This window comes from Pantoea sp. AS142, assembly GCF_037152305.1.
GTDB lineage: Bacteria > Pseudomonadota > Gammaproteobacteria > Enterobacterales > Enterobacteriaceae > Pantoea.
The window spans coordinates 110,791-135,407 of sequence record NZ_JBBCMO010000002.1; the positions used below are offsets into that span (position 1 = coordinate 110,791).

The window sequence follows — 24,617 nt, forward strand, 5'->3', positions numbered from 1 at the left end:
GTCACACAACTAAAATCATGCCATCTGAAAACGTCTGAGGGAGTACAGCATGCGCTGGCAAGGGCGTCGCGAAAGCGACAATGTAGAGGACCGTCGCGATCAATCGTCCGGTTTTGGAGGAGGAGGCCGCCAGATTCGTCTGCCACGTGGCAAAGGCGGTATCGTGCTGCTGATTATAGTGGCGGTTGCTGGCTATTATGGTTACGACCTGACCGCACTGTTGACGGGGGGTGACGTGGCGCCGACCAGCCAGCAGCAACAGCGCAGCGTCAGCGCCAATGATGATGAGGCTGCGAAATTTACTAAGGTGATCCTGGCCACCACGGAGGATACCTGGGGCAAATTGTTCCAGCAGATGCACAAAGAGTATGTGGCGCCGAAGCTGGTGATGTATCGCGGCGCGACCCGCACCGGCTGCGGAACCGGACAGTCTGTGATGGGGCCGTTTTACTGTCCTGCCGACCAGACCGTCTACATCGACCTCTCTTTCTATGACGAGATGAAAACCAAACTCGGCGCGGGCGGTGACTTCGCCCAGGGCTACGTTGTAGCGCATGAGGTTGGCCACCACGTACAAAAACTGCTGGGTATTGAACCGAAAGTGCGTGAAATGCAGCAGGGCGCCAGCCAGACACAGGTCAACCAGCTTTCCGTCAAAATGGAACTCCAGGCGGACTGTTTTGCCGGTGTGTGGGGGCACTATATGCAGCAGGAAAACATCCTTGAAGCTGGCGACCTGCAGGAAGCGCTGAATGCCGCTGAAGCGATTGGTGACGACCGTCTGCAACAGAAAGGTCAGGGCCGCGTAGTGCCAGACAGCTTTACCCACGGCACCTCTGAGCAGCGCTACACCTGGTTCAAACGCGGATTTGAGGGTGGCGATCCAGGGCAGTGCAACACCTTCGCCAGCAACTGATGAACCTGCAGCACTCTACACAACTTATGCAGGAGGCCGGTGTGCGTCGTCTGGCGGTGATCAGCGGCGACCCGGCCTGGTGCTTAGTACGGGCTGCGGAGTGGCGTGAAATGCTCACTGGTGACTGGCTGGAGCTAAGCCCGGAGCCGTTGTTTCCGGGGCAGCATAAAGCGCCTGGCCTGCACAGGCAGCCTGGTGCGGTACGCACGCTGCTGGGCCGTGAATTTCATCATGCCATTTTCGACGCCCGACAGGGCTTTCATGCCGACGCTTTCGCTGCGCTGGCTGGCACGCTTACTGCGGGTAGCTGGTTGTTACTGCTGGTGCCGCCCTGGGAAACGTGGTCGCAGCAGCCTGATGCCGACAGCTTGCGCTGGGCGGATGTCGCGGAACCCATCGCAACGCCTCATTTTGTTCACCATCTGCAAAAGTTGATCCTGGCGGATGACCAGGTGCTGCTGGAGCGGCAGCATCAGCCATGCCGTATTCCTGCGCAGCCGGACTGGCCAGCGTGGCACTGTCAGGCATCGCAGCAGCAGCAGGCGACACTCGATCAGCTGATGACGCTGCCATCGGGTGTCGCGGTGCTGACCGCCGCCCGCGGACGCGGCAAATCGGCGCTGGCGGGCATGCTGGCCCGGCAGAATAGAGAGTGTCTGGTGACGGCTCCGGCCAAAGCCTCAACGGACGTGCTGGCCGCCTTTGCTGCTGATCATTTTCATTTTATGGCACCGGATGCGCTGCTGGCGCTGGAGACGCCGCCTGCGGTGGCATGGCTGATTGTGGATGAGGCGGCGGCGATCCCGGCACCGCTGCTGCAGGCGCTGGTCAGCCGATATCCCCGCGTGTTGCTCACCACCACCGTGCAGGGCTACGAAGGAAGCGGGCGCGGATTTATCCTTAAATTCTGTGACGGGCTTGCCGATCCACACTATTTCACGCTGGATGAGCCTCTACGCTGGTCGCGTCTCGATCCGCTGGAGCAGTGGCTGAATCAGGCGCTGCTGTTTTACGATACCGTAACGACCGTACCCAACTCCCCGGCCACGCTGCATCCTGTTGCGCGCCATGATTTCAGCGCGCTGGAGGCCGCGTATCGTCTGCTGACCAGCGCTCACTACCGTACTTCGCCGCTTGATCTACGCCGCCTGCTGGATGCACCCGGTATGCATCTGTGGCGGGCGGGCGATGCGCCGGCGTTACAGGGCGCGCTCTGGCTGGTGGAAGAGGGGGGGCTTGAACCTGCACTGGCACAGGCGGTCTGGGCGGGTACCCGGCGTCCCCGCGGGAATCTGGTGGCGCAGTCGCTAGCGGCGCACGCGGGTCTGGCTGAGGCGGCAACATTGCGGTCGCTGCGTGTCAGCCGGATTGCCGTAGCGGCGGAGAGCCGTCGACTGGGAACCGGAAAGCAGCTTGTTGCAGCGGCGTTCAGTGCGGCGGCCGGACACGACTATCTCTCGGTCAGCTTCGGCTACACTGAGTCTCTGTGGGCGTTCTGGCGCGCCTGTGGCTTTAGCCTGGTGCGTATTGGCAGTCAGCGTGAAGCCAGCAGTGGCTGTTATGCGGCGATGGCCATGTTGCCCTGTTCTGCTGCGGGCGAAGCATTGCAGCGCCGGGCGGTACAACAGCTGGCGCGTGACTGGCCGCTATTGCGCCACACTATTGCGCTGGAACTGCAGTTTGATGAGGTTGCTGATGACGGATTGACTGCGCAGGATATCCATCTGGCGACGGGCTTTGCCTGGGCGCAGCGGCCACTGGAGGCGAGCCTGCCGGTGTTGCAGCGTCTGATGGAGGCCAGTGACGCGCCCGTAACGCTGCTGGCGGCGGCAGTTGCCTCACCCAACTCGCTAAACGCACTGGCACAGCAGGCGGGAGTGAGCGGACGCAAAGGGCTGATCGCGGCGCTGCGTCAGCAGGCGGCGACAGCCCTTCACACCCTGGGCGTTGAGGCGGACTTGCTGCATCTGCCGTTGAAATAATTCGATCAGCTGGTTCAAATAATCCTAATATCATCTTGTACCAGGCGGCGTAGAGTGAACACAGGAGGTCAACATGACACTGAAATATGTAATCGTTCAACAGCCTGCTACCACAGCACTGCTGTTTCTGCTCTACCATGGCGTTGGCGATAACCCGGATTCAATGGGTGAGATTGGCAGCTGGTTTGCCAGAACGTTTCCCGATGCGCTGGTGGTGTCCGTTGGCTCACCTGGTGCGGGTCGTCAGTGGTTCGGCGAAACCGACCTGCATGATCAGACCATCCAGCAGCGGGTTGATGCGGCGATGCCGCAATTTGTTGAGTCTGTACGCCACTGGCAAAAAAAGAGCGGTGTACGGCCGGAAGCCACAGCCTTGATCGGCTTTTCGCAGGGCGGCAGTATGGTGCTGGAAGGGGTTAAAGCCCATGCTGATCTGGCGAGCCGTGCCGTGGTGTTTAACGGCCGGTTTATTACCCTGCCGGAAAAAGCCAGTACCCGCACCACGATTCATCTGATCCACGGTGATTATGATGAACACATCCCGTTGCACCATGCGCAGCAGGCGGAGCAGCGGCTGACGGCCAGCGGTGGCGATGTCACATTGGATATTGTTGACGATCTGGCGCATGCCATCGATCATCGCAGTATGGAACTGGCGCTGAATCATCTGCGCTACACGGTGCCCAAACGCTACTTTGATGAGGCGTTTAACGGGGCAAAACCCGGCGATGATGATGTTATCGTGATGATGTAAAAATGCCCCTGCATGACAGGGGCATTTTCGTTTACTTCTTCTTCGGCCAGTTGTCGTCGTCATCCCATTTATCATTGAAATCACGATGCGGCGGCAGGTCAGGTTTATTATCCATAAATTTTTTGTGATCGATGCGTTTCAGATCTTTATACACGTTCATCAGCACGCCAACCATCAGCAGGATCACCAGGATCCACCAGTAATCTTTAATAAATTCCATTTGCTGCTCCTTAACAACGCCGTCAGGCGATCAGTTGTTCCATGATGCGTTGGTACATCCGGCTCAGCATCTGCAGGTCGGAGGCTTTTACACACTCATTGATTTTATGAATGGTGGCATTCACTGGCCCCAGTTCCACCACCTGCGCCCCCATCCGGGCAATAAACCGGCCATCGGAGGTTCCGCCAGTGGTCAGCAGTTGCGGCTTAATTTCATTATAGTGCGTTACAGCTTTCACGACGGCATCAACCAGCTTACCGCGCGTGGTCAGGAAGGGCTGACCAGAGAGTTTCCACTCAATGGTGTAACGCAACTGGTGACGATCCAGCAGCTCTGTGACCCGCTGACGAATCATCTCATCGGTGAGTTCGGTGCTGAAGCGGAAGTTAAACTGCACGAACAGCTCGCCGGGGATCACGTTGTTGCTGCCGGTGCCAGCCTGGACGTTCGCTATCTGCATGCTGGTAGCCGGGAAGAACTCATTCCCCTGATCCCACTCTGTCGCGACCAGGTCGTTCAGGGCGGGCATCGCCCGGTGGACCGGATTATCCGCCAGGTGCGGATAGGCGACGTGGCCCTGCACACCGTGTACCGTCAGGTTGGCGGTGATCGAGCCGCGTCGGCCATTTTTCACCACATCACCCACCACTTCAGTGCTGGAAGGTTCGCCAACCAGGCAATAGTCGAGTCTTTCCCGGCGCGCCATCAGCCGTTCAACGACTTTAACCGTGCCGTTGGTACCGCTGGCCTCTTCATCGGAGGTAATCATAAAGGCGAGTCGCCCTTTGTGATTGGGACGCACGGCAACGAAACGTTCGGCAGCCACGACCATGGCTGCCAGCGATCCTTTCATATCGGCAGCGCCGCGGCCAAACAGCATCCCGTCGCGAATAGTGGGTTCAAAAGGCGGGTTAATCCAGCGGCTGGCATCGCCAGGTGGCACCACATCAGTATGACCGGCAAACGCCAGCGTTTCACCTTCGCCACGGGTGGCCCAGAAATTCAGGGTGTCGTCGATGTTCATCGTTTCAATCTTAAAGCCAATGGCTTCCAGACGGGCGATCAGCAGAGCCTGACATCCGGCATCATCGGGGCTGAGAGAGGGGCGACGAATAAGCTGCTGCGTCAGCTCAATGACCGGGCAAAACATATTATGACTTCTCCTGGATAGCATTCTGATAGGTGGCTTCGCTGAAACCGGCGAGCAGGGAGCCATCCGGGGCGCGCAATAGCGGACGCTTAATCATGGCGGGATGCCCCAGCATCAGCGCTTTGGCACTGCTGGCATCGGTAACCGCTTCGCGATCAGTCTCGGGCAGCTTACGCCAGGTGGTGCCGCGGGTGTTAAGCAGGGCCTGATAACCCAGCGCATCGATAAATTCCTGCAGCAGGGCATCGGTCAGGCCATCGGCACGGTAGTCGTGAAAGTGATAAACAACGCCTGCGTCTGTTAAAAAGCGCCGGGCTTTTTTTATGGTGTCGCAATTTTTAATGCCGAACATCACCCACTGCGTGCTCATTGACCGATCCTTATTGTCCTGTAAGAAGTAAAAGCTGAAAAAGCAGCCAAGGCGCGAGTTTAGCATAGTGTGATCCATTGCGGCATCTGCCCGGGCGCGGGAATCAGACCAAATATCATGTCGTAATGACAATCATTTCTCATCGGGTAACCGCTATCAATTTCGCAGGCAATCATTACCTTGCTCATCATTGAGTTATTAAGAATTTCGCCATGCTGATAAAAGAGTCTACCGCTGGGCTTAAAAAAATTATTTTCAATCAGCTTAAGGGGTTGCTGAAATGTGCGTCAGCTTGCATAAACAGCAAGATTCATGTTTTTATTGCGCACGCCGATAGATATAACAGGTGTAAACGTATTCACCTGACCAAAAAAAAGACGTAGTATTGCCAGCACAATAAGAGAGGGCATTATGATTGACACTGAAATGGGAACCTGGAAAGAATTTATCGAAGCGATGTTACGCAACAAGTAATACGCTAAGAGAAAAGCAGGACAATCCCGCTTGCTGGAATTCTTACCACACACAGAAATAAGGCGGTCACTGTTACCAGTGGCCGCTTTTTATTTGGCTTTAATCGTGCGGTTTCTCTTTGAGCGGGAAACGACGACGCACCAGCACAAAGAATAGCGGCACAAAAAAGATGGCCAGCAGCGTGGCGGAGATCATCCCGCCCATCACGCCGGTTCCCACGGCGTGCTGGCTGCCAGAACCTGCACCGCTGCTGATTGCCATCGGCAGTACCCCAAAGATAAAGGCCAGTGAGGTCATCAGAATCGGCCGCAGACGCTGACGCGAGGCCTCAAGCGTGGATTCCACCAGTTCACGTCCTTTGCTGTTGATCTCATTAGCAAATTCCACAATCAGGATGGCGTTTTTGGCGGATAACCCCACCACCGTCAGCAGGCCAACCTGGAAGTAGACATCATTCTCCAGCCCACGTACCCAGGTGGCGATAAGCGCTCCCAACACGCCCAGCGGCACCACCAGTATCACCGAGAATGGGATTGACCAGCTCTCATACAGCGCGGCCAGGCAGAGGAACACCACCAGCAGCGAAATCGCATAGAGCGCCGGTGCCTGCGAACCGGAGAGCCGCTCCTGATAAGAAGCACCGGTCCACTGGAACCCGACGCCCAGCGGCAGAGCATTCACCAGTTTTTCCATCTCATCCATCGCCGAGCCACTGCTGACGCCGTTGGCTGCTTCACCGACAATCTCCAGCGACGAATAGCCGTTGTAGCGTTCAAGACGGGGCGAACCGGTCTCCCAGCGGCTGGTCGCAAAAGCGGAGAAGGGCACCATTTTGCCGCTGCTGTTGCGCACATACCATTTGTTGATGTCATCTGGCAGCATGCGGAATTCGGCGGCGGCCTGAACATAGACCTTTTTCACCCGGCCACGATCCAGGAAATCATTTACATAGTTGGAGCCCCACGCGGTGGTCAGAGTGTCGTTGATGGTATCAAGTGACACGCCCAGCGCCTGCGCTTTACGTGCATCCACATCGATCTGTAACTGCGGGCTGTCATCCAGTCCATTGTGTCGTACCCGCGACAGCGCCTTGTCGTTGCCCGCCATCTCCAGCAGTTTGTCGCGCATTGCCATCAGTTGGGTATGACCGATACCAGCGTGATCCTGCAGTTGCAGGTCAAAGCCGGAGCTGCTGCCCATGCCGGTGATCGCGGGTGGACTGCTGGCAATCACCCGACCTTCTTTAATCTTCTGAAATGCTTTTGTCGCGCGATCAATAATCGCGAACGAGGTGCGATCGGCCCCGGGTCGCGATTCCCAATCTTTAAGCCGCACAAACAGACGCGCCACGTTCTGTCCATTTCCGCCTGGGCCTGCGCCGATGGTGGAGAAGACCGACAGCACGTTGGCTTTCTCCTCAGTGAGATAATAGTGTTCGACTTTCGCTACCACGCTGGCGGTTTGCGCAAGCGTTGCGCCTGCCGGAAGCTGAACCTGAGTCAGGAAGACGCCGCGATCTTCCAGCGGCAGAAACGAGGTCGGCAGACGCAGAAACAGAAAGGCCATCAGGCCGATAATGCCGAGATAGAGCAGCAGCCAGCGCCCCCCCTTGCGCAGGATGCCCGCTACCCCGCGCTCATAGCGGTCAGCATTACGATTAAAGTGACGATTGAACCAGCCGAAGAAGCCGCGCCGTTCATGCTGCTCGCCCGGAGCCGCGGGTTTTAGCAGCGTGGCACACAGCGCCGGCGTCAGGATCATCGCCACCAGTACCGACAGCACCATCGCCGAGACAATAGTAATAGAGAACTGACGATAGATAGCACCAACGGTACCGCCGAAAAACGCCATTGGCACAAACACAGCAGAAAGCACCAGTGCGATACCGACCAGTGCACCCTGAATCTGGCCCATCGATTTTCGCGTGGCGGCACGCGGCGAGAGCGCCTCTTCATGCATGATACGTTCAACGTTTTCTACCACCACGATGGCATCATCCACCAGCAGCCCGATTGCCAGCACCATGGCAAACATGGTCAGGGTATTGATGCTGAATCCGCAGACATAGAGCACGCTGAAGGTGCCGAACAGAACCACCGGCACGGCAATGGTAGGAATTAAGGTGGCGCGGAAGTTCTGCATAAACAGGTACATCACGCCAAATACCAGCACAATCGCCTCCAGCAGCGTTTTCACCACATCCGTAATCGACGCTTTAACGAAAGGGGAGGTTTCATAGGCGATTTTCGCTTCCAGACCGTGCGGAAAGTAGTGAGACAGCTCCTCAATGCGCGCCCGCACCAGCTTGTCGGTGTTCATTTCGTTGGCCCCGGACGCGAGTTTCACGCCCAGACCTGAGGCGGGCTGGCCGTTGTAGCGGCTCAGATAATCATATTTCTCCGCGCCCAGCGCCACGCTAGCCACATCGCCCAGTGTCACCACGGAACCATCAGGATTGTTCTTCAGAGTTATGGCCCGGAACTGCTCAGGGGTCTGCAGCATCGACTGGGCGTTAACCGTCGCGTTAAGCGCCTGTTTCTCCACCGACGGCAGGCCACCGACCTGACCCACGGCAACCTGGGTGTTCTGCGACTGGATCGCACTGACCACATCGTCGGTGGTCAGTGAGTAGGCGATCAGCTTGTTGGGATCGAGCCAGATGCGCATCGCATATTGCGAGCCGTAAGCATCAACCTGGCCAACACCATCAATACGGCTTAGCGGATCCTGAATATTACTGGCGACATAGTCTGAAATATCCTGTTTATCCATGCTGCCATCGGTAGAGACGAAGGCCACCATCAAAATATTACTGTCACCGGTTTTGTTGACCGTCACGCCCTGCGATTGTACCGCCTGCGGCAATTTTCGCAGGGCGGATTGCAACTGGTTTTGTACCTGCTGGCGGGCTTCATCAGGATTGGTCCCGGCAGTAAAGGTGAGGGTGATTTGCGCCTGGCCGGTATTGCTGCTGTTGGAGGACATATACATCAGATTATCGATGCCAGTCATGTTCTGCTCGATCACCTGGGTGACGGTGTTTTCCAGTGTCTCGGCTGATGCACCCGGATAGTTAGCGGTGATACGCACATTGGGCGGGGCCAGATCGGGATACTGTTCTATAGGCAGCGAAATAATCGAAAGCGTGCCACACAGGCAGAGCAGAATCGCCAGAACCCAGGCAAAGATGGGGCGGTCGATAAAGAAATTCGACATTACATCGACACTCCTCAGTACTTTTATAATCGGTCGGGCCGACCGGCAACGGGCGCACTGGCAGAAAAATCGGAGGGGCTTTGCCACGATTTTCCGCCGCCATTTACTCTACGTGTGGCAGCGGAGGAAATCGTGGAGAAATTGAGGAGAAAATGTAAATTCGTTGGCTATTTGCGGCTTTCAAGCCACATTACTGTCGCGGCGACGCGTGAGCGGACATCCAGCTTGCGCAGCAGGTTACGGATATGCACTTTTACCGTCTCTTCAGAGATATGCAGAATGGCGGCGATCTCTTTATTCGACAGGCCGCGCGCCACCTCCTGTAGCACATCGCGCTCGCGCTCGGTGAGCTGACGCAGGGGATCGGCGCTGTGCTGGCGATTAACCAGGTAGCTGGCAACCCCTTCGCTGAAGACCTTTTCGCCACGCGATGCCTGCAGGATATGTCCCAGCAGGATCTCCGGCTCGCTATCCTTGAGCAGATAGCCATCGGCACCCGCATCCACCATGGCGAAAATATCACTGCGGGCATCTGAGACGGTCAGCACCAGGATGCGCGAACTGATCCCTTCGTGGCGCAGCGCCTTGAGCGTATTCAGCCCGGACATGCCTTTCATATTCAGATCGAGCAGAATGATGTCGGGTTCCTGTCGGCGGGCCTCTGCCAGTGCTTCAGTACCGTTGTTGGCTTCGGCAATCACCTCCAGTCGGGGATGCAGTGCCAGCAGTTGACGCACACCGCGGCGCATCAGCGGGTGGTCATCCACAATCATCAATGTTAACGCGGGCTGTTGCATATTTTCTCCGTTTGATCGGTTTCAGACTAAGGCAGATCTGAGGGGTTGGCTTACCGGCATCACCAGATGCTGAACCGACCATTCTGCAATCTGAGGCCGAGGGATTATTTTAATAAGTTAAGATCTGGTCTGGCCCATTACTCCAGCGGGCGCGCCGGTTGCGCTGGAAAGCGCAGCTCAACCCGAGTACCACCCTGCCCGGCGTGGATGGTCAGATTGCCGCTCAGACGCTGGGCGCGTTCCGCCATAATGGTCAGGCCGTAATGGCCCGGCGGTTCATCCGTGCTGTTAATCCCCACCCCATCATCCGTAATCGTCAGTAAGTGGTCACCTTTTTCACTGTGCTGATAATCCACGAGAATTACCTGGGCACTGGCGTGACGAATCGCATTCAGCAGCGCCTCCCGGGCAATCTGCAACACATGCACCTGCTGTTGTGCCTCCAGACTCAGCAGGCCGTTCTGATAGTTAAAGTGTATCTCTGCGCCGCTCTTTTCCTGCAGCGAGGCGATCATCGCCTGCATCGCCGCCACCAGATCTGCCTGATCGATGGTCAGACGGAAGGTGGTCAGCAGTTCGCGCAGCTGGCGATAGGCATCGGCCAGCGCCTGATCGAAGTCAGCGATAATGGTATGGGCAGCCCTGTCCTCCTTATCCACGGTGCGGCGCAGCAGGGTCAGCTGAATGCGTAAAAAGGAAAGCGACTGCGCCAGCGAGTCATGTAATTCGCGGGCAATGGTGGCGCGCTCTTCAATCAGCAGCATCTGTTGATACTGCTGCTGTGCCTGCCAGATCCAGAGAGAGCGCCCCAGCATTGCCGCCAGGCTGCGCATCAGCTCATCCGGCGGAGAGGCACCCGGCGTCTGCCAGCGCAGTTCACCAATCTGTTGCTCATCCTGCTGTAACGGCAGGCGTTGCCACTGACCCATTGCCTGATCATCACCGGCGCGGAACTGAAACTGGTCGCTGTCGAGCCAGATCGCCGTCAGTTTCTCGCGTGTCAGCACATTGGTTAACACCGCTTCAAACAGGTCCGGATGCAGCGGGCTGGCGGTCAGCATCTGTGAGCTGTGATACAGCAGTGACAGCGTACGATTAGCCTGGGTTAAATCTTCCGTTTTGGCGCGTACCGTGCTTTCCAACAGCTGATAGTGCGAATGCAGACGTGCCGCCATGCCGCTAAAGGCATGAGACAGCACCCGCAGTTCATTCTGCTGCTCAACATGAAGCGGCGGAAAAGCAAAGTTGCCGCTCTCGACGTAGCGACTGGCAGTGACCAGCGCATTGAGTGGCCGCACTACCTGCTGTCGGGTAAAGCGAATCGTCATCAGTGCCAGCGCTACAATCGCAATGACACCGACCAGGCTGCTGATGGCTACCAGATGCATTTTCAACTCGGTATAGCGTTGCAGACCCAGCACAAAGCGATCGATTTCACCGACGTAAATGGGAACCTGCTGTTGGTATGCCACGGTATCAACCTGTTGCAGCTGCTGCTGTAGCGAAGGCCAGGCGGATCGCAGTCGTTGATAGCGAACGCTCACTTCAAGCGGTACCCAGGGCCGATTCAGTTTTTGCAGCGCTGGGGCATCCAGTGTTTGCTGAAAGAGCACCAGATGATGAGGCAGGTTTTGCTGCTGACGGCTGGCATCCCAGGCCATGCGATAGCTTTGCATGCGCAGTGAACCCGCCAGATTGATCGCCTCCGCGTCGCGATGACTGCTGAGTAGCGTGACTAATGCCAGCCCGGTGGTGATCAGCGACAGCAGGACAATAGCGCTGAGCGCCTGAGCGATGCTTTGAGTAACGGAACGTTTAACAATCACATTAATGGCCCTGATAAGAATGTGGGAATTATAGGAGCCCAGTAACGTAACGCAAATGATCAATCCCCTGTTTATTTCACAGGAGGTTACCTATCGCACACAAAATGACCGCAATTGACAGTTCCCAGGACACGCTACTGTTGAACGGTTAAAAAAGGAACAGCTTTACACCGCCCCGATGTTGCTTTTCATTGCAGCGCTAATAATTCGTTCAGTCATTAGCTCAACCCCGATTACAGATTAAGGAGCATCCAATGAAAAAACTGAATGCAGTACTGGCGGGTGCATTACTGGCTACCGCCTCATTTGCCACTTTCGCCGCCGCGCCAGTGGATCGGTCGCAGGCGCAGAGTATGCAGAGCATCGGCAGCGTGTCGGTCTCCGGCGTTCGTGGCTCACTGGACGATGCTAATCGTCAGCTGTCGCAAAAAGCGGAAGAAATGGGCGCCAGCCATTACCGCGTTATCGGTGTCGATAACCCAGGCGACTCCAGCCTGTGGAGCGGCACCGCAGAGATTTATCGCTAACCCAGCCCTCCTGTTTCCATCCCTGTAGCTTTTACCGGCCTGAAATGGCCGGTTTTTTTGTTTTTGTGCATCAGGATGGATTCTTACAAATCAGCCTGTGCATCTGCCCGGTATATTTTGCTTCGTTCTTGCAGAACGGGTAGGATTCATCGCCGTAAATTCCCGCGTTGTCTGGCACTCACTCACAGACAAGCGCACAGAGGAAAATACCCCATTTCACAGGGCACTACGCCTGAAGTGGGGAAACGACGACTGATGGTCAGGACAAACAGGAATGCTATGAAATCTAAAAAGAAAACCCCAAGTGAGATGCGCGCTGCGAAGCGCCGCTGGCTGAATTCTCACGATGCTGGTTACCAGAAGGCGATGGGTAACCGTCACGTACAGATGATTGCGATCGGCGGTGCCATCGGTACCGGTTTGTTCCTGGGCGCAGGTGGCCGTTTGCAGGCTGCTGGCCCCGCGTTAGCCATCATCTATCTGGTGTGTGGCATCTTCTCCTTCTTTATTCTGCGTGCGCTGGGCGAACTGGTATTACACCGTCCCAGCAGCGGCAGCTTCGTCTCCTATGCCCGTGAGTTTCTTGGCGAGAAAGCCTCCTACGTGGCGGGCTGGATGTACTTCGTCAACTGGGCGATGACCGGTATCGTCGATATCACCGCCGTCGCGCTTTACATGCACTACTGGGGCGCGTTTGGTGATGTGCCACAGTGGGTCTTTGCCCTGGGTGCGCTGGCGATTGTTGGCACCATGAACATGATCGGCGTTAAGTGGTTTGCCGAGATGGAGTTCTGGTTCGCGCTGGTAAAAGTGCTGGCGATTGTGGTGTTCCTGGTGGTGGGTGTGGTGTTCCTCGGCACCGGCAAACCGCTGGATGGCAACAGCACTGGCTTCCATCTTATCACCGATAACGGTGGCATTTTCCCGCACGGCTTACTGCCCGCACTGGTACTGATTCAGGGCGTGGTATTCGCCTTTGCTTCTATCGAATTAGTGGGTACGGCGGCAGGCGAATGTAAAGACCCGAAAACCATGCTGCCTAAAGCGATCAACAGCGTGATCTGGCGTATCGGCCTGTTTTACGTCGGCTCTGTCGTCCTGCTGGTGCTGCTGCTGCCGTGGAACGCCTATCAGGCGGGTCAGAGTCCGTTCGTGACCTTCTTCTCGAAGCTGGGTGTGCCTTATATTGGCAGCATCATGAACATCGTGGTGCTGAGCGCGGCGCTCTCCAGCCTGAACTCCGGCCTCTACTCGACCGGGCGTATCCTGCGTTCCATGTCGATGGGCGGTTCGGCACCGAAATTCATGTCAAAGATGAACGGTCAGCAGGTGCCTTATGCCGGTATTCTGGTCACCATCTGCGTTTACGTGATTGGAGTGGTGCTTAACTACTACGTGCCTTCTCAGGTGTTTGAGATCGTGCTGAACATCGCCTCGCTGGGCATTATCTCCTCCTGGGCCTTTATCGTGGTTTGCCAGCTGCGTCTGCGCAAAGCGATTAAAGAGGGCAAGGCGGATGATGTCAGCTTCAAGCTGCCCGGCGCGCCATTTACCTCGTGGCTGACGCTGCTGTTCCTGTTCAGTGTGCTGGTGCTGATGGCATTCGACTACCCGAACGGCACCTACACCATTGCCTCTATTCCGCTGATTGCTGTGGTGCTGGTGCTGGGATGGTTTGGCGTGCGTAAGCGTGTTAGCGCTGTCGCGCAGACCGAACAGGATCATCACGAAGAAGAGCCTCAGCCGACCCGACTGGCTGACGACACCTCACGCTGATAAGCGCTGCAGCAATCAGGCCAGCCTCCGGGCTGGCTTTTTTTGGCCGTCAATCGACACGTTACGACGAGAATTAGGATAGTTTTCCCCTAAGCAACCCCCTATGATGAAAGGCTCCCTTTATGCGGTAACGGAGTCATCATGTCGTTTAAGATCAACATCATCAAAGATAAGCTCCTGTCTGAAAACTGGTTTGTGCTGCGTAACTACACCTACGACATCACCGATCGCCGTGGCGAGGTTATCCGCCATAAACGCGAAGTCTACGATCGCGGAAACGGGGCAACCATCCTGCTCTATAACCGTGAAAAGAACAGTGTGGTTCTGACGCGCCAGTTCCGTATTGCTACTTACGTCAATGGTAATGATGGCGGCATGCTAATCGAAGCCTGCGCCGGCTTGCTGGACGACGACTCCCCGGAAGATTGTATTCGCAAAGAGGCGATTGAAGAGACCGGTTATGCGGTAGGCGAGGTGGAGAAACTCTATGCCTGCTATATGTCGCCGGGCGGCGTAACCGAACTGATCCATTTCTTCGCGGCCGAATATAATGAATCGCTGCGTGACAACGCGGGCGGTGGCGTCGAAGATGAGTCGATCGATGTGCTGGAACTGAGCTTCCCGGATGCGCTGGCGATGGTCGCCGATGGCCGCATCCGTGACGGAAAAACTATTATGCTGTTACAGCATGCCCAAATTGCGGGCTGGCTGACGCCATAAAAAACCGTGCAGTTAACCTGTTGCCGCGTGACAGCGTTGAGAGTGGAGGGGTAAGACGGAGTCCACTGTATGCACGCTTTTTAAGCGGTTAACTGCGCTTTTTGCACAGGTTCACAGAATACGAACCCTGTCAGGGCCGTGGATGCGCTATCCTCTCCACTCTGGGTATTCGGGGATCGATTTTCTTAATGTCGTATTGGATGAAGTCGCTGTGGCTGTTGCCGTCTCTGTGGGTTGCCTGTGTTCAGGCGGAACCGTTGCAAAAGTCATTCAACGACTGGCAAATCACCTGCAACAATGAAGCCTTTTGCGTGGCGCGCAATATTCCGGGAGACAAAGGGTTAGTGATGACGATTTCGCGCCATGCGGGCGTCAACGATCGCCCCTTGCTGCGAATCGACTACGGCAGTGCCTACAGTGGCACTCTGCCGGGCGGCCCGCTTCAGGATAACCTGCTGCTCGATCAGCGCCGCCTGAAACCCGACCTCAAACACTGGACGGTAGAGCCGCATCATCTCGCCACCAGCAATGCTATCGCCATTGATGAGTTCCTTGATCTGATCATGGAGGCGAAAGCCTTACAGCTTACCTACGATCCTAATGCGCAAATCTCTCTGCGCGGCATGAAGGCCGCGCTGTTGCTGATGGATGACACGCAGGGACGGGTCAACAGCATGAGCGCGTGGATTAAACGTGGCGAGAGAGCCAGCTGGGATGTTCCGCCACCGCCTGCGCTGCCGCCACTGCCGCCTGCTGTCGTGCCGCCCGCGGCGTTGACGCGCGACGAGACCAGTGGATTAATTGATTACGCCACCTGGCGAGTCAATACCGACGCCTGCTCACTTGATCCGCTGCGCCGTCAAGTCAGCGTGGCGCCGCTCACCGATCAGCGCGCACTGCTGCTGGTGAGCTGTGAGATGGGGGCGTATAACGTGATCGATTTGGCGTTTGAAGTGACGCGCAGCCAGCCCTACGTGGCACGTGGCATCACCTTAACCCTGCCGTTTACCCCGCCAGGAGCCAGTGATCGACAGCTTGAGCTGATTAACGCCGAATATGATGCGTCAAGGGGCCTGCTTTACACCTTTGTGAAGGGACGTGGATTGGGTGACTGCGGCAGGGCCACGCGCTGGCAGTTTGATGGCACGCGTTTTGTGTTAGCGGAGTATGCAGAAGAGTCAACCTGTGATGCCTGGCACAGCAGTGATGACTGGCCAACCCTGTGGGTCAGCCAGTCTGACGGTGGTGTACAGCAGCGTTAACGAATCGCCTGTACCATCATTGGTGAACCAGACTGATTGCCGACCAGTTCGGCCAGCATATTATTTACGCCGTCGCTCATTGGCGTGAAGCGGGTCAGCGGCGAGCGCGTTACCACCACAAATACCCCAACGTTATGCTGCGGCACCATCGCCATATAAGTGATGAATCCGCCGCCGCCGCCGGTTTTCTGAATGATGCCGGGACGACCATTTTTCGGCCCCATAAAGACCCAGCCCATGCCCAGCGCATCCGCTTTACCTGGCACATCCATGCCTTCTACTTTGTTTAGCTGATCGCGACGATAGATCAGTGTTTGCAGCCTGTCGATCTGCGGCGTCCGATGGTTAACCGAAGAGTTAAGGAACTGTTGCATCCAGCGACCCATATCATCCGGCGTCGAGTAGACACCGCCGCTGCCAATTGCCGCCAGGGTATTATTGCAGGGACTGGCCCCTTTTTCCGCCACCATCAGGCGTCCGCACTGTTCAGGCGACGGCGTAAACGTCGTGTCTTTCATGCCGAGCGGTCGGGTAATCAGCTGCTGAAACAGCGCCGGATAGGGAGTGCCGGTGGCGCGCGACAGCGCATCGCCCAGCAGATCGTAGCCCAGGTTGGAGTAAGCGGCACTGCTGCCCGGCGCTGTTTTGAGGTTAGCGCGTGGCAGCCATGCCCAGCGCTCACCACGGGTTGGCCAGACAAACACCGGACGCTGCGCTTTGCCGCCTGGCTGTTCGCGCGGCAGTCCGCTGGTGTGGGTCGAGAGATTAATCAGGCGAATGGGCTGACCATTGTAAGTGGGCACGCGTGTACCCGGTGGTGCATATTTACTCAGGGGATCGTCGAGACGAATTTGTCCGCGCTCAGCCAGTTTCACCATCACTTCACTGGTCATCAGCTTACTCAGCGAGGCGATGCGAATCAGCGAGTCTTTCTGCGGACGGACATTGTTGCCGGGACGGGTTTCACCAAAGCTGGCGAACACTCGCTGATTGCCATCAATTGCTACCAGCGCCATGCCGGTTGCGCCGCTGCCGTAAAAGATATGTTCCGCATAGCGATCAACAATCTGAGAAGCCAGTAATGGATCGGGCGCGACCTGCGCCATGCTTTTTAAGGGAAGCAGTGAAACCATCAGGGCCAGTAAATAGGGTGTGCGCATGTTCAACGGAAGTGGCTTCGCTATAAAAATCGGAGGAAATCTGCCTTAACTCATCGGGATGCACTCGGTCAGTGAACCGCATTATCCCGGCAGAACAACAGCAGGAACAGACGGAGAGTCAGTGCACAGGCAGCATTAAGTATGACGGCTCTATAGTAATCAGTTTGCGCAGGGCGTGAAGAGGGGAGCGGAGATTTTTTTCTGTTTCAGGCTAAGGGATGAAATGGCCCTTCCCGATGATCCGGGAAGGGCAAAAGCATTAAACTGGCTTGAGTAATGCTTCAGCGTGGCTGACGATGTTCTCGACGGTGAAGCCAAACTCCGGGAACAGTTGACTGGCTGGCGCGGATTCACCAAAGGTGGTCATACCGACGATCGCACCGTCCAGACCGACATACTTAAACCAGTAGTCAGCGATACCCGCTTCTACGGCAACGCGTGCTTTCACCCCGCTCGGCAGGACGGATTCACGGTAAGCGGCATCCTGCGCATCAAACAGGTCAGTAGAAGGCAGTGAAACCACCCGCACTTTGTGACCGCCCGAGGTAAGCTTATTCGCTGCACCCAAGGTGATCTCAATCTCTGAACCAGTCGCAATCAGAATCACTTCTGGCGTGCCGTCGCAATCTTTCAGCACGTAGCCGCCGCGTTTGATGTTTTCGATCTGCTCCGGGGTACGTTCCGGCTGCAGCAGATTCTGACGGGAGAGGATCAGCGCAGTCGGGCCGTGATGGCGTTCGACAGCGGCTTTCCACGCCACAGCGGTTTCAACCTGATCGCATGGGCGCCATACGCTCATGTTTGGCGTCAGACGCAGGCTGGCGATTTGCTCAACCGGCTGGTGCGTCGGGCCATCTTCGCCCAGACCGATGGAGTCATGGGTGTAGACCAGAATCTGACGCGCCTTCATCAGCGCTGCCATACGCGCGGCGTTACGCGCATATTCGACAAACATCAGGAAGGTCGCGGTGTAGGGGACGAAACCGCCATGGTGCGCGATGCCGTTACCAATGGCTGTCATACCGAATTCACGAACGCCATAGTGAATATAGTTTCCAGCGGGATCCTCTTTGATCGATTTGGAGCCTGACCAGATGGTGAGGTTACTCGGTGCCAGGTCAGCAGAACCGCCGAGGAATTCCGGCAGCAATTTGCCGTACGCTTCCAGCGAGTTTTGTGACGCTTTACGGCTGGCGATTTTCTGCGGGTTAGCCTGCAACTCCTGAATGAAACGGGTCGCTTCGGTTTCCCATGTGGCGGGCATTCCGCCATTCATCCGGCGTTCATACTCTTTCGCCAGCTCAGGATGGGACTCTTTATAAGCAGCAAACTTCGCGTCCCACGCTTTTTCGCGTTCAGCACCCGCCGCTTTGGCATCCCACTGCTGGTAGATTTCAGGCGGGATCTCAAACGCCGGATAATTCCAGCCGAGCTGCTTGCGGGTCAGGGCAACCTCTGCCTCACCCAGCGCCGCACCGTGCGACTCCTCTTTACCGGCTTTATTCGGTGAACCGAAACCGATGATGGTGCGGCAGATAATCAGTGAAGGCTTATCGGTGACGCTCTGTGCTTCTTTGATCGCCTCGCGAATGGCATCAGCGTCATGTCCGTCGATGTCGCCAATCACATGCCAGTTGTAGGACTCGAAGCGTTTATGGGTGTCGTCAGTAAACCAGCCTTCGGTCTCGCCATCGATCGAGATACCGTTATGGTCGTAGAAGCCGATCAGTTTGCCGAGACCCAGGGTACCCGCCAGGGAACAGACTTCGTGCGAGATCCCTTCCATCAGACAGCCATCGCCCATAAACACATAAGTGTGGTGATCAACGATCTCATGATCCGGACGGTTAAACTGCGCGGCCAGCGTGCGTTCTGCAATCGCTAAGCCAACGGCGTTAGCCAGTCCCTGACCCAGCGGGCCGGTAGTGGTTTCAACGCCTGGGGTGTAGCCGATCTCCGGGTGACCCGGCGTTTTTGAGTGCAGCTGACGGAAATTTTTCAGTTCTTCAATCGGCAGGTCATAACCGCTCAGGTGCAGCAGGCTATAGAGCAGCATCGAGCCGTGGCCGTTAGAGAGGATAAAGCGGTCGCGATCAAGCCAGGCGGGATTGGTCGGATTGTGCTGGAGGAAGTCGCGCCATAACACTTCGGCGATATCGGCCATACCCATGGGCGCACCGGGGTGGCCTGAATTTGCCTTCTGTACCGCATCCATGCTCAGTGCACGAATCGCGTTTGCCAACTCTCTGCGTGAGGACATAAAGTTCTCCCTTGTTATGCATCAGGGCAGGAAAGTCCCGCCCGACTAAAATGAAGACTACAGGCGTGCGGAGAGCACATCTTCCAGCTTTTGCTGGTCAACCGCGAACTGGCGGATACCGTCAGAGAGTTTTTCTACTGCCATCGGATCCTGATTATGTTCCCAGCGGAACTCAGCCTCGGAAAGTGGCGATGGCTGGTGGAAGCCTTCGGTTGATGGCTCCAGTTTGCGCTCCAGCGGCGCATCACTGTTCTGCAATTCTTCCAGCAGGTTAGGCGACAGCGTCAGGCGATCGCAGCCTGCCAGCGCCACAATCTGCTCCACTTTACGGAAGCTGGCGCCCATGATGATGGTGCTGTAACGGTGCTTTTTGTAGTAATCGTAGATGCGACGCACGGACTTCACGCCCGGATCTTCATCCGCCACATAGGGTTCCATTGGCTTGCGCGAGTTATACCAGTCGTATATGCGGCCAACGAAAGGAGAGATGAGGAACACGCCCGCTTCGGCACAGGCACGCGCCTGCGCAAAGGAGAACAGCAGCGTCAGGTTGCAGTGGATGCCGTTCTTCTCCAGCTCTTCCGCTGCACGGATACCTTCCCAGGTCGAGGCCAGTTTGATCAGCACGCGTGAGCGATCAATACCGTGCTCTTCATACATCCGAATCAGTTTTTCTGCTTTGGTCACACACATGCCACGATCGAAGGAGAGGCGCGCATCCACTTCGGTCGAAACACGGCCGGGTATGCTTTTCAGGATTTCCATACCGAGGTTGATCGCCACTTTGTCGCTGGCATTGATGATCTGCGTCTCTTTGCTGCCGCCCTGTTTTTTCGCGTATTCAATCGCATCGTCAATCAGATGTTTATACCCTTCGAGACCAGATGCTTTCAGAATGAGTGAGGGATTGGTGGTGGCGTCTTCCGGGTGGTAATTACGAATCGATTCAATATCACCACTGTCCGCCACCACGGTGGTGAACTGTTTTAGGGCTTCTAGCTGGTTCATTTCTAAACTCCTTGAAAAGAAAAATGAAAGCGAACAGGGAGCACCTCAGGCCTCGCAGGCGGTCTGTGGCATGTTCTGCTACCGGAAACGCGAACCCATAACATTGCAACAGACACTTTCTGATGAAAATGCGGTTTCTCTGATTGTTGCGCTGCGAGGCGGTGCGAAGGAGCCGTCATGCGGTATTACCGTGGGTGCGCCATATTCCACCCCTAAGCATAGCAGTCAGTCGGAATGACGCAGGCAACACTGTAGCAATCCGTGCCCTGTGAAACAGAGCGCGTCGATCGGGAGAGGGGTAAGCGCAGCGCGGGTCGGGAACCACGCTGCGGCGGCAGAAGCGATCAGACTGGCAGGTTCAGCCAGTTTTTCACCGGCAGAAAATCGCGGTAAAGGGCAGCTTCAGGAGAGTCGGCGTCGGGCTGATAATCATATTCCCAGCGCACCAGCGGTGGCATCGACATCAGGATCGATTCCGTACGTCCCCCGGTCTGCAGGCCAAACAGCGTGCCACGGTCCCACACCAGATTGAACTCTACATAGCGCCCACGGCGGTAGAGCTGGAACTGGCGTTCACGATCGCCCCACGGGTGATCTTTACGGCGCGCCACGATCGGCCGATAGGCATCAATAAAGCCACGGCCCACTGCCTGCATAAAGCTGAAGCTCTGCTCAAAGTCGGGCATGTTGAGATCGTCAAAAAAGAGGCCGCCAATGCCGCGCTGCTCATCACGATGCTTCAGATAGAAATAGTCGTCACACCACTTTTTATAGCGCGGATAAAAATCATCGCCAAAAGGCTGACACAGGTTCGCGGCCGTCTGATGCCAGTGCAACGCATCTTCTTCGAAGCCATAAAAAGGGGTCAGGTCAAACCCGCCGCCAAACCACCAGACCGGATCGGCACCCGGTTTCTCTGCGATAAAAAAGCGCACGTTGGCGTGGCTGGTGGGCACATAGGGGTTGTTCGGATGAATCACCAGCGACACGCCCATTGCTTCAAAGCTGCGACCCGCCAGTTCTGGCCGGTGAGCAGTGGCGGATGCCGGCATCTGATCGCCATGCACATGCGAAAAGTTTACGCCCGCCTGCTCAAACACCGTGCCGTTGCGCAGTACGCGGCTCTGACCGCCGCCGCCGCCGGGACGCTGCCAGCTATCTTCAGCAAACACTGCGCCGCCATCTTCAGCCGCCAGCTGGTTACAAATCTCATCCTGCAAGGCGAGCAGGAACGCTTTAACGCGGGAAATATCAGCCATCTTTTCGCTTATCGTAGGTTTTAGTCTGAGGCGATTATACGCAAAACAGCGCCGCTTGCATGAGTGCGGCGCGTCGCACGGTGTAAACCCGCTATTCGCATCAGACGTTGCGGCGGTCAAATTCATCAAAGTAATTGACGATACCGCTGGCAATGGCGGCGGCTATTTTCTGGCGAAACGCGGTGGTGCCGAGCAGCTGCTCTTCACGCGGATTTGTAATAAAGGAGGTCTCGACCAATACCGAGGGAATCGACGGTGACTTGAGTACCGCGAAGGCGGCCTGCTCGGTGTGCTGGCTGTGAAGATGATGCACCGGGCGGATCTGGTCCAGCACGTGCTTGCCCAGCGTCAGGCTGTTCTTAATGGTGTCGGTCTGCACCAGGTCGAACAGGATCTGCTGCAGATAGTGATCCTGCTGCTGTGCTTTCTCGCCGCCCAATTTATCGGCATCGTTCTCCCGCTGCGACAGGTAACGCGCCATGGAGCTGCTGGCACCGCGGTTAGAAAGCGCAAACACCGAGGCGCCGCTGGCATCAGGGCTGGTAAAGCCGTCGGCATGAATCGACATAAAGAGATCGGCGCCGTGCTGGTGGGCAATCTCTACCCGCTGATAAAGCGGAATAAAGTGGTCGCTGTCGCGTGTCAGACGAACTTCTATGCGCGGATGGCTCTGTAGCTGGCGCTGCACGTTACCGGCAATCTCCAACACGATGTGCTTTTCTTCCGAACCTTCTTCGCCTACGGCGCCAGAGTCAATGCCACCGTGGCCGGGATCGATCATCACGATGCGTTTACCGTTTTTCGCGGGCGGGGCAGGGCGCGTATGACGGTTTGCACCGGTAAGGGCAGACGGCTCTTTAGCCTGAACCGCGCGCGGCGATAAAATGGCCAGAGCCAACCCGGAAAGCAGTAACTGGCGACGATGGATCAAACGTTTAAGCAGGCGCATGTAAGGGTCCGGTAACAGGAATGTTGCCGGTGTTATAGCCTAAGGCTCTCTTGCCTGCGATCACAGAACCATTTCAGGGCATTACTTTGTATTGCAGGTCGCAAACAGAAAGTTTGCGCTTTTTTATTTCCCGTCAGTCATGGAGGGTTGCGTGCAGCAGAGAATGCGTGATAATCAGCAAATTGTGCTTATTTGCAGGTAAAGAAGATGGAAATCCGCGCCTTCCGCCAGGAAGATTTTGAAGAAGTGATCACCTTATGGGAACGTTGCGATTTGTTACGGCCATGGAACGATCCGGAGCTGGATATCGAACGCAAAATGCATCACGACCCTGATCTTTTTCTGGTTGCTGAAGTGGGCGGCGTGGTCGTCGGCACGCTAATGGGTGGCTACGATGGTCATCGCGGCGCGGCTTACTATCTGGCGGTGCATCCTGACTATCAGGGACGCGGCTTTGCCAATGCGCTGATGAATCGTCTGGAGAAAAAGCTGATCGCACGCGGCTGTCCGAAACTGCATCTGATGATCCGTGAAGAGAATGATCAGGTAGTGGCATTCTATGAGAAGCTCGATTATGAGCCGGTCGATGTGCTGCTGTTTGGTAAACGTCTGATCGAAGACCGTGAATACTAAGCCGTTGCCTGACTATCTGCCGGACGACTATGACGCTAAAGGGCAGCTGCGGCTGCCGTTTCTTTTTTGGCTGATCCTGTTACTCCAGGCGCGAACCTGGCTGATGCTGGTGATGGCCGGGGCGTCACGGCAGCAGGGCAACGATTTGCTGGCGCTGTTCTATCCGGATCGTCAGGCATTCTGGAGCGGTCTTGCGCTGGGTTTACCGGCGCTGGCGGGCCTGCTGCTGACCGGTTATCGCGCGCGCCTGCCGCGACTCTGGCAGCACTGGCGCAGCGTGCTGGCGCTGTCATTGCTGGTTAATCTGCTCTGGCAGGGAATACAATTTTTACAGGGCGATCTCTTTAGCTCACCGCTGCCTTTAACGCTAACCCTGTTCGACCTGCTGGCGCTGATCTGGCTGCAGGTCAGCCATCGTTGCCGTGACTGCTTTCTGCCCAAACATCATCTCAACTAAACTTTTTGTCGCTTTGCGACTCCAATCAGTTCCGCCTTCCGGCATCGCATTTACAGGAGTTCTCATGAAAGCTGTTCGTTCCACGCTACTGATCGCCGCCGTTGTACTGAGCGGCTGTGCCAGTTCGGGTCCCGGCGCTGACAGCAGCCAGCAGGCAAGCTGGTGGAATCCGCTGACTTATCACTGGTCGTCGGCACTGCCGTGGAACTGGTTTGGTTCCTCGTTGACGGCGACTGAACAAGGTGTGGGTGGGTTAACCGCCTCAACCGCCATGAAAGAGGACGCGATTAAAGCCGGACTGAACGGTGACTATACCCTGCGACAGGGCATGCGCAGCCAGAACGGTCAGGTGATCTCTTTCTGGCAGGCGCTGGATGATGGCAAAGTGAAACTGGTGATTTACGGGCAGTCGCAGGTTGAGCGTGTTGAAGTCATGGACAGCGCGATTGCCAGCAACGACGGCAGCAAAGTGGGTGATGCCTTCAGCAATAAGTTCACCAAAGCCTTTAACAACTGCACATTAACCAGCGGCACAGATGCGCGTGACGTGGCGTGCCGCGCACCCGGTCGCCAGCATCTGACCTATGTTTATCATGGCGACTGGCATGGGCCGGAGGGATTGATGCCCTCTGACGATACCCTGAAAAACTGGAAAATCAGCAAGATTGTCTGGCAGCGTTAATCCTGTTTTTTCTGCGCGCCGCCCGTCAGGCGGCTGCTGACGTTCTCGAAACCCCTTGCCAGCGCCTGCTGCACGGGGTTCCTCCCCCCTTCAGCTTTTGCTGATTTCTGCATTAACTCTGCCGCCGTCTTATGCTTTTTTCGACTTTGAAATCATCAAACGATATATAAAACCGTTACTGGTTTTCACTGAGTTATAAATAAACTGATGCCTCAGCGG

21 protein-coding genes are annotated in these 24,617 nt (G+C 56.3%); 10 read left to right on the forward strand and 11 right to left on the reverse strand.

The window, feature by feature from the left end; genetic code table 11:
* Positions 1-49 precede the first annotated feature (49 nt).
* The 3 genes from ypfJ (at position 50) to ypfH (ending at position 3,652) form a co-directional block, all read left to right on the forward strand.
* Positions 50-916, forward strand: coding sequence for a KPN_02809 family neutral zinc metallopeptidase (gene ypfJ, locus WFO64_RS05605; RefSeq protein ID WP_337009731.1), 867 nt, complete (start codon positions 50-52; stop codon positions 914-916).
* On the forward strand, positions 916-2,898 hold the full coding sequence (locus WFO64_RS05610; protein WP_337010507.1) for a tRNA(Met) cytidine acetyltransferase TmcA: 1,983 nt from the start codon (positions 916-918) through the stop codon (positions 2,896-2,898). Before ypfJ ends, WFO64_RS05610 begins: the two co-directional genes overlap by 1 nt.
* A 73-nt stretch (positions 2,899-2,971) precedes the next feature.
* Positions 2,972-3,652 carry an esterase gene (ypfH, locus tag WFO64_RS05615; RefSeq protein WP_337009733.1) on the forward strand — a complete coding sequence of 227 codons (681 nt, stop codon included), beginning with the start codon at positions 2,972-2,974 and terminating at the stop codon, positions 3,650-3,652.
* Between the two features lie 31 nt (positions 3,653-3,683).
* Here ypfH and WFO64_RS05620 read toward each other — a convergent pair whose 3' ends face one another.
* The 6 genes from WFO64_RS05620 to narQ all read right to left on the reverse strand — a co-directional run bounded on the left by WFO64_RS05620 (position 3,684) and on the right by narQ (position 11,705).
* Positions 3,684-3,872: a YpfN family protein gene (locus tag WFO64_RS05620; RefSeq protein ID WP_003848800.1), complete on the reverse strand. Its 189-nt coding sequence runs from the start codon at positions 3,870-3,872 to the stop codon at positions 3,684-3,686.
* Positions 3,873-3,894: 22 nt separating this feature from the next.
* Positions 3,895-5,022 (reverse strand): succinyl-diaminopimelate desuccinylase, encoded by a 1,128-nt coding sequence (dapE, locus tag WFO64_RS05625; RefSeq protein WP_337009735.1) that lies wholly within the window; start codon positions 5,020-5,022, stop codon positions 3,895-3,897.
* A 1-nt stretch (position 5,023) separates the two neighbouring features.
* Positions 5,024-5,392, reverse strand: coding sequence for an ArsC family reductase (locus WFO64_RS05630; protein WP_337009736.1), 369 nt, complete (start codon positions 5,390-5,392; stop codon positions 5,024-5,026).
* A 573-nt stretch (positions 5,393-5,965) separates the two neighbouring features.
* A complete protein-coding gene (gene acrD, locus WFO64_RS05635) occupies positions 5,966-9,082 on the reverse strand; it encodes a multidrug efflux RND transporter permease AcrD (RefSeq protein WP_337009737.1) in 3,117 nt (1,038 codons plus the stop codon).
* Between the two features lie 167 nt (positions 9,083-9,249).
* Entirely contained in the window at positions 9,250-9,879 is a 630-nt protein-coding gene (locus tag WFO64_RS05640; protein ID WP_337009738.1) for a response regulator, read from the reverse strand.
* Between the two features lie 137 nt (positions 9,880-10,016).
* The gene (narQ, locus tag WFO64_RS05645) at positions 10,017-11,705 is read right to left on the reverse strand and encodes a nitrate/nitrite two-component system sensor histidine kinase NarQ (RefSeq protein ID WP_337009740.1); all 1,689 of its coding nucleotides are present in this window, start codon (positions 11,703-11,705) and stop codon (positions 10,017-10,019) included.
* Positions 11,706-11,959: 254 nt separating this feature from the next.
* On the opposite strand from narQ, the gene WFO64_RS05650 reads away from it, so the two are divergent.
* The 4 genes from WFO64_RS05650 to WFO64_RS05665 all read left to right on the forward strand — a co-directional run bounded on the left by WFO64_RS05650 (position 11,960) and on the right by WFO64_RS05665 (position 15,990).
* Positions 11,960-12,232 (forward strand): DUF1471 domain-containing protein, encoded by a 273-nt coding sequence (locus tag WFO64_RS05650; RefSeq protein ID WP_337009742.1) that lies wholly within the window; start codon positions 11,960-11,962, stop codon positions 12,230-12,232.
* Between the two features lie 279 nt (positions 12,233-12,511).
* Complete coding sequence (gene ansP, locus WFO64_RS05655) at positions 12,512-14,008, forward strand: L-asparagine permease (RefSeq protein WP_337009744.1); 1,497 nt, start codon at positions 12,512-12,514, stop codon at positions 14,006-14,008.
* Positions 14,009-14,149: 141 nt separating this feature from the next.
* Entirely contained in the window at positions 14,150-14,728 is a 579-nt protein-coding gene (nudK, locus tag WFO64_RS05660) for a GDP-mannose pyrophosphatase NudK (RefSeq protein WP_337009746.1), read from the forward strand.
* 188 nt (positions 14,729-14,916) lie between these two features.
* The gene (locus WFO64_RS05665) at positions 14,917-15,990 is read left to right on the forward strand and encodes a DUF1176 domain-containing protein (RefSeq protein WP_337009748.1); all 1,074 of its coding nucleotides are present in this window, start codon (positions 14,917-14,919) and stop codon (positions 15,988-15,990) included.
* Here WFO64_RS05665 and ampH read toward each other — a convergent pair.
* The 5 genes from ampH to amiA form a co-directional block, all read right to left on the reverse strand.
* Positions 15,987-17,150 (reverse strand): D-alanyl-D-alanine-carboxypeptidase/endopeptidase AmpH, encoded by a 1,164-nt coding sequence (gene ampH / locus WFO64_RS05670; RefSeq protein WP_337009750.1) that lies wholly within the window; start codon positions 17,148-17,150, stop codon positions 15,987-15,989. The two genes, WFO64_RS05665 and ampH, sit on opposite strands and share 4 nt — an antisense overlap.
* 259 nt (positions 17,151-17,409) lie before the next feature.
* Positions 17,410-19,410 (reverse strand): transketolase, encoded by a 2,001-nt coding sequence (gene tkt, locus WFO64_RS05675; protein WP_337009752.1) that lies wholly within the window; start codon positions 19,408-19,410, stop codon positions 17,410-17,412.
* 57 nt (positions 19,411-19,467) lie between these two features.
* Positions 19,468-20,418 carry a transaldolase gene (gene tal, locus WFO64_RS05680; protein WP_337009754.1) on the reverse strand — a complete coding sequence of 317 codons (951 nt, stop codon included), beginning with the start codon at positions 20,416-20,418 and terminating at the stop codon, positions 19,468-19,470.
* A gap of 344 nt (positions 20,419-20,762) precedes the next feature.
* Positions 20,763-21,677 (reverse strand): oxygen-dependent coproporphyrinogen oxidase, encoded by a 915-nt coding sequence (hemF, locus tag WFO64_RS05685; protein ID WP_337009756.1) that lies wholly within the window; start codon positions 21,675-21,677, stop codon positions 20,763-20,765.
* Positions 21,678-21,777: 100 nt separating this feature from the next.
* On the reverse strand, positions 21,778-22,626 hold the full coding sequence (gene amiA, locus WFO64_RS05690) for an N-acetylmuramoyl-L-alanine amidase AmiA (protein ID WP_337009758.1): 849 nt from the start codon (positions 22,624-22,626) through the stop codon (positions 21,778-21,780).
* Between the two features lie 207 nt (positions 22,627-22,833).
* On the opposite strand from amiA, the gene WFO64_RS05695 reads away from it, so the two are divergent.
* The 3 genes from WFO64_RS05695 to WFO64_RS05705 all read left to right on the forward strand — a co-directional run bounded on the left by WFO64_RS05695 (position 22,834) and on the right by WFO64_RS05705 (position 24,398).
* Positions 22,834-23,259 (forward strand): GNAT family acetyltransferase, encoded by a 426-nt coding sequence (locus WFO64_RS05695; RefSeq protein WP_140029692.1) that lies wholly within the window; start codon positions 22,834-22,836, stop codon positions 23,257-23,259.
* Positions 23,249-23,716, forward strand: coding sequence for a DUF2919 domain-containing protein (locus tag WFO64_RS05700; protein WP_337009760.1), 468 nt, complete (start codon positions 23,249-23,251; stop codon positions 23,714-23,716). The genes WFO64_RS05695 and WFO64_RS05700 overlap by 11 nt, the downstream gene beginning before the upstream one ends.
* 64 nt (positions 23,717-23,780) lie before the next feature.
* Entirely contained in the window at positions 23,781-24,398 is a 618-nt protein-coding gene (locus WFO64_RS05705) for an RpoE-regulated lipoprotein (protein ID WP_337009763.1), read from the forward strand.
* The last annotated feature ends 219 nt before the right edge of the window (positions 24,399-24,617 follow it).

Bases quoted from the DNA above. Each gene is read 5' to 3' on its own strand.
- dapE (WP_337009735.1), bottom strand. From the start codon at position 5,022: ATGTTTTGCCCGGTCATTGAGCTGACGCAGCAGCTTATTCGTCGCCCC.
- tkt (WP_337009752.1), bottom strand. From the start codon at position 19,410: ATGTCCTCACGCAGAGAGTTGGCAAACGCGATTCGTGCACTGAGCATG.
- ansP (WP_337009744.1), top strand. From the start codon at position 12,512: ATGAAATCTAAAAAGAAAACCCCAAGTGAGATGCGCGCTGCGAAGCGC.
- WFO64_RS05630 (WP_337009736.1), bottom strand. From the start codon at position 5,392: ATGAGCACGCAGTGGGTGATGTTCGGCATTAAAAATTGCGACACCATA.
- hemF (WP_337009756.1), bottom strand. From the start codon at position 21,677: ATGGCTGATATTTCCCGCGTTAAAGCGTTCCTGCTCGCCTTGCAGGAT.
- WFO64_RS05665 (WP_337009748.1), top strand. From the start codon at position 14,917: ATGTCGTATTGGATGAAGTCGCTGTGGCTGTTGCCGTCTCTGTGGGTT.
- ypfH (WP_337009733.1), top strand. From the start codon at position 2,972: ATGACACTGAAATATGTAATCGTTCAACAGCCTGCTACCACAGCACTG.
- WFO64_RS05610 (WP_337010507.1), top strand. From the start codon at position 916: ATGAACCTGCAGCACTCTACACAACTTATGCAGGAGGCCGGTGTGCGT.
- WFO64_RS05705 (WP_337009763.1), top strand. From the start codon at position 23,781: ATGAAAGCTGTTCGTTCCACGCTACTGATCGCCGCCGTTGTACTGAGC.
- WFO64_RS05650 (WP_337009742.1), top strand. From the start codon at position 11,960: ATGAAAAAACTGAATGCAGTACTGGCGGGTGCATTACTGGCTACCGCC.
- nudK (WP_337009746.1), top strand. From the start codon at position 14,150: ATGTCGTTTAAGATCAACATCATCAAAGATAAGCTCCTGTCTGAAAAC.
- tal (WP_337009754.1), bottom strand. From the start codon at position 20,418: ATGAACCAGCTAGAAGCCCTAAAACAGTTCACCACCGTGGTGGCGGAC.
- acrD (WP_337009737.1), bottom strand. From the start codon at position 9,082: ATGTCGAATTTCTTTATCGACCGCCCCATCTTTGCCTGGGTTCTGGCG.
- amiA (WP_337009758.1), bottom strand. From the start codon at position 22,626: ATGCGCCTGCTTAAACGTTTGATCCATCGTCGCCAGTTACTGCTTTCC.
- WFO64_RS05640 (WP_337009738.1), bottom strand. From the start codon at position 9,879: ATGCAACAGCCCGCGTTAACATTGATGATTGTGGATGACCACCCGCTG.
- WFO64_RS05620 (WP_003848800.1), bottom strand. From the start codon at position 3,872: ATGGAATTTATTAAAGATTACTGGTGGATCCTGGTGATCCTGCTGATG.
- ampH (WP_337009750.1), bottom strand. From the start codon at position 17,150: ATGCGCACACCCTATTTACTGGCCCTGATGGTTTCACTGCTTCCCTTA.
- ypfJ (WP_337009731.1), top strand. From the start codon at position 50: ATGCGCTGGCAAGGGCGTCGCGAAAGCGACAATGTAGAGGACCGTCGC.
- WFO64_RS05695 (WP_140029692.1), top strand. From the start codon at position 22,834: ATGGAAATCCGCGCCTTCCGCCAGGAAGATTTTGAAGAAGTGATCACC.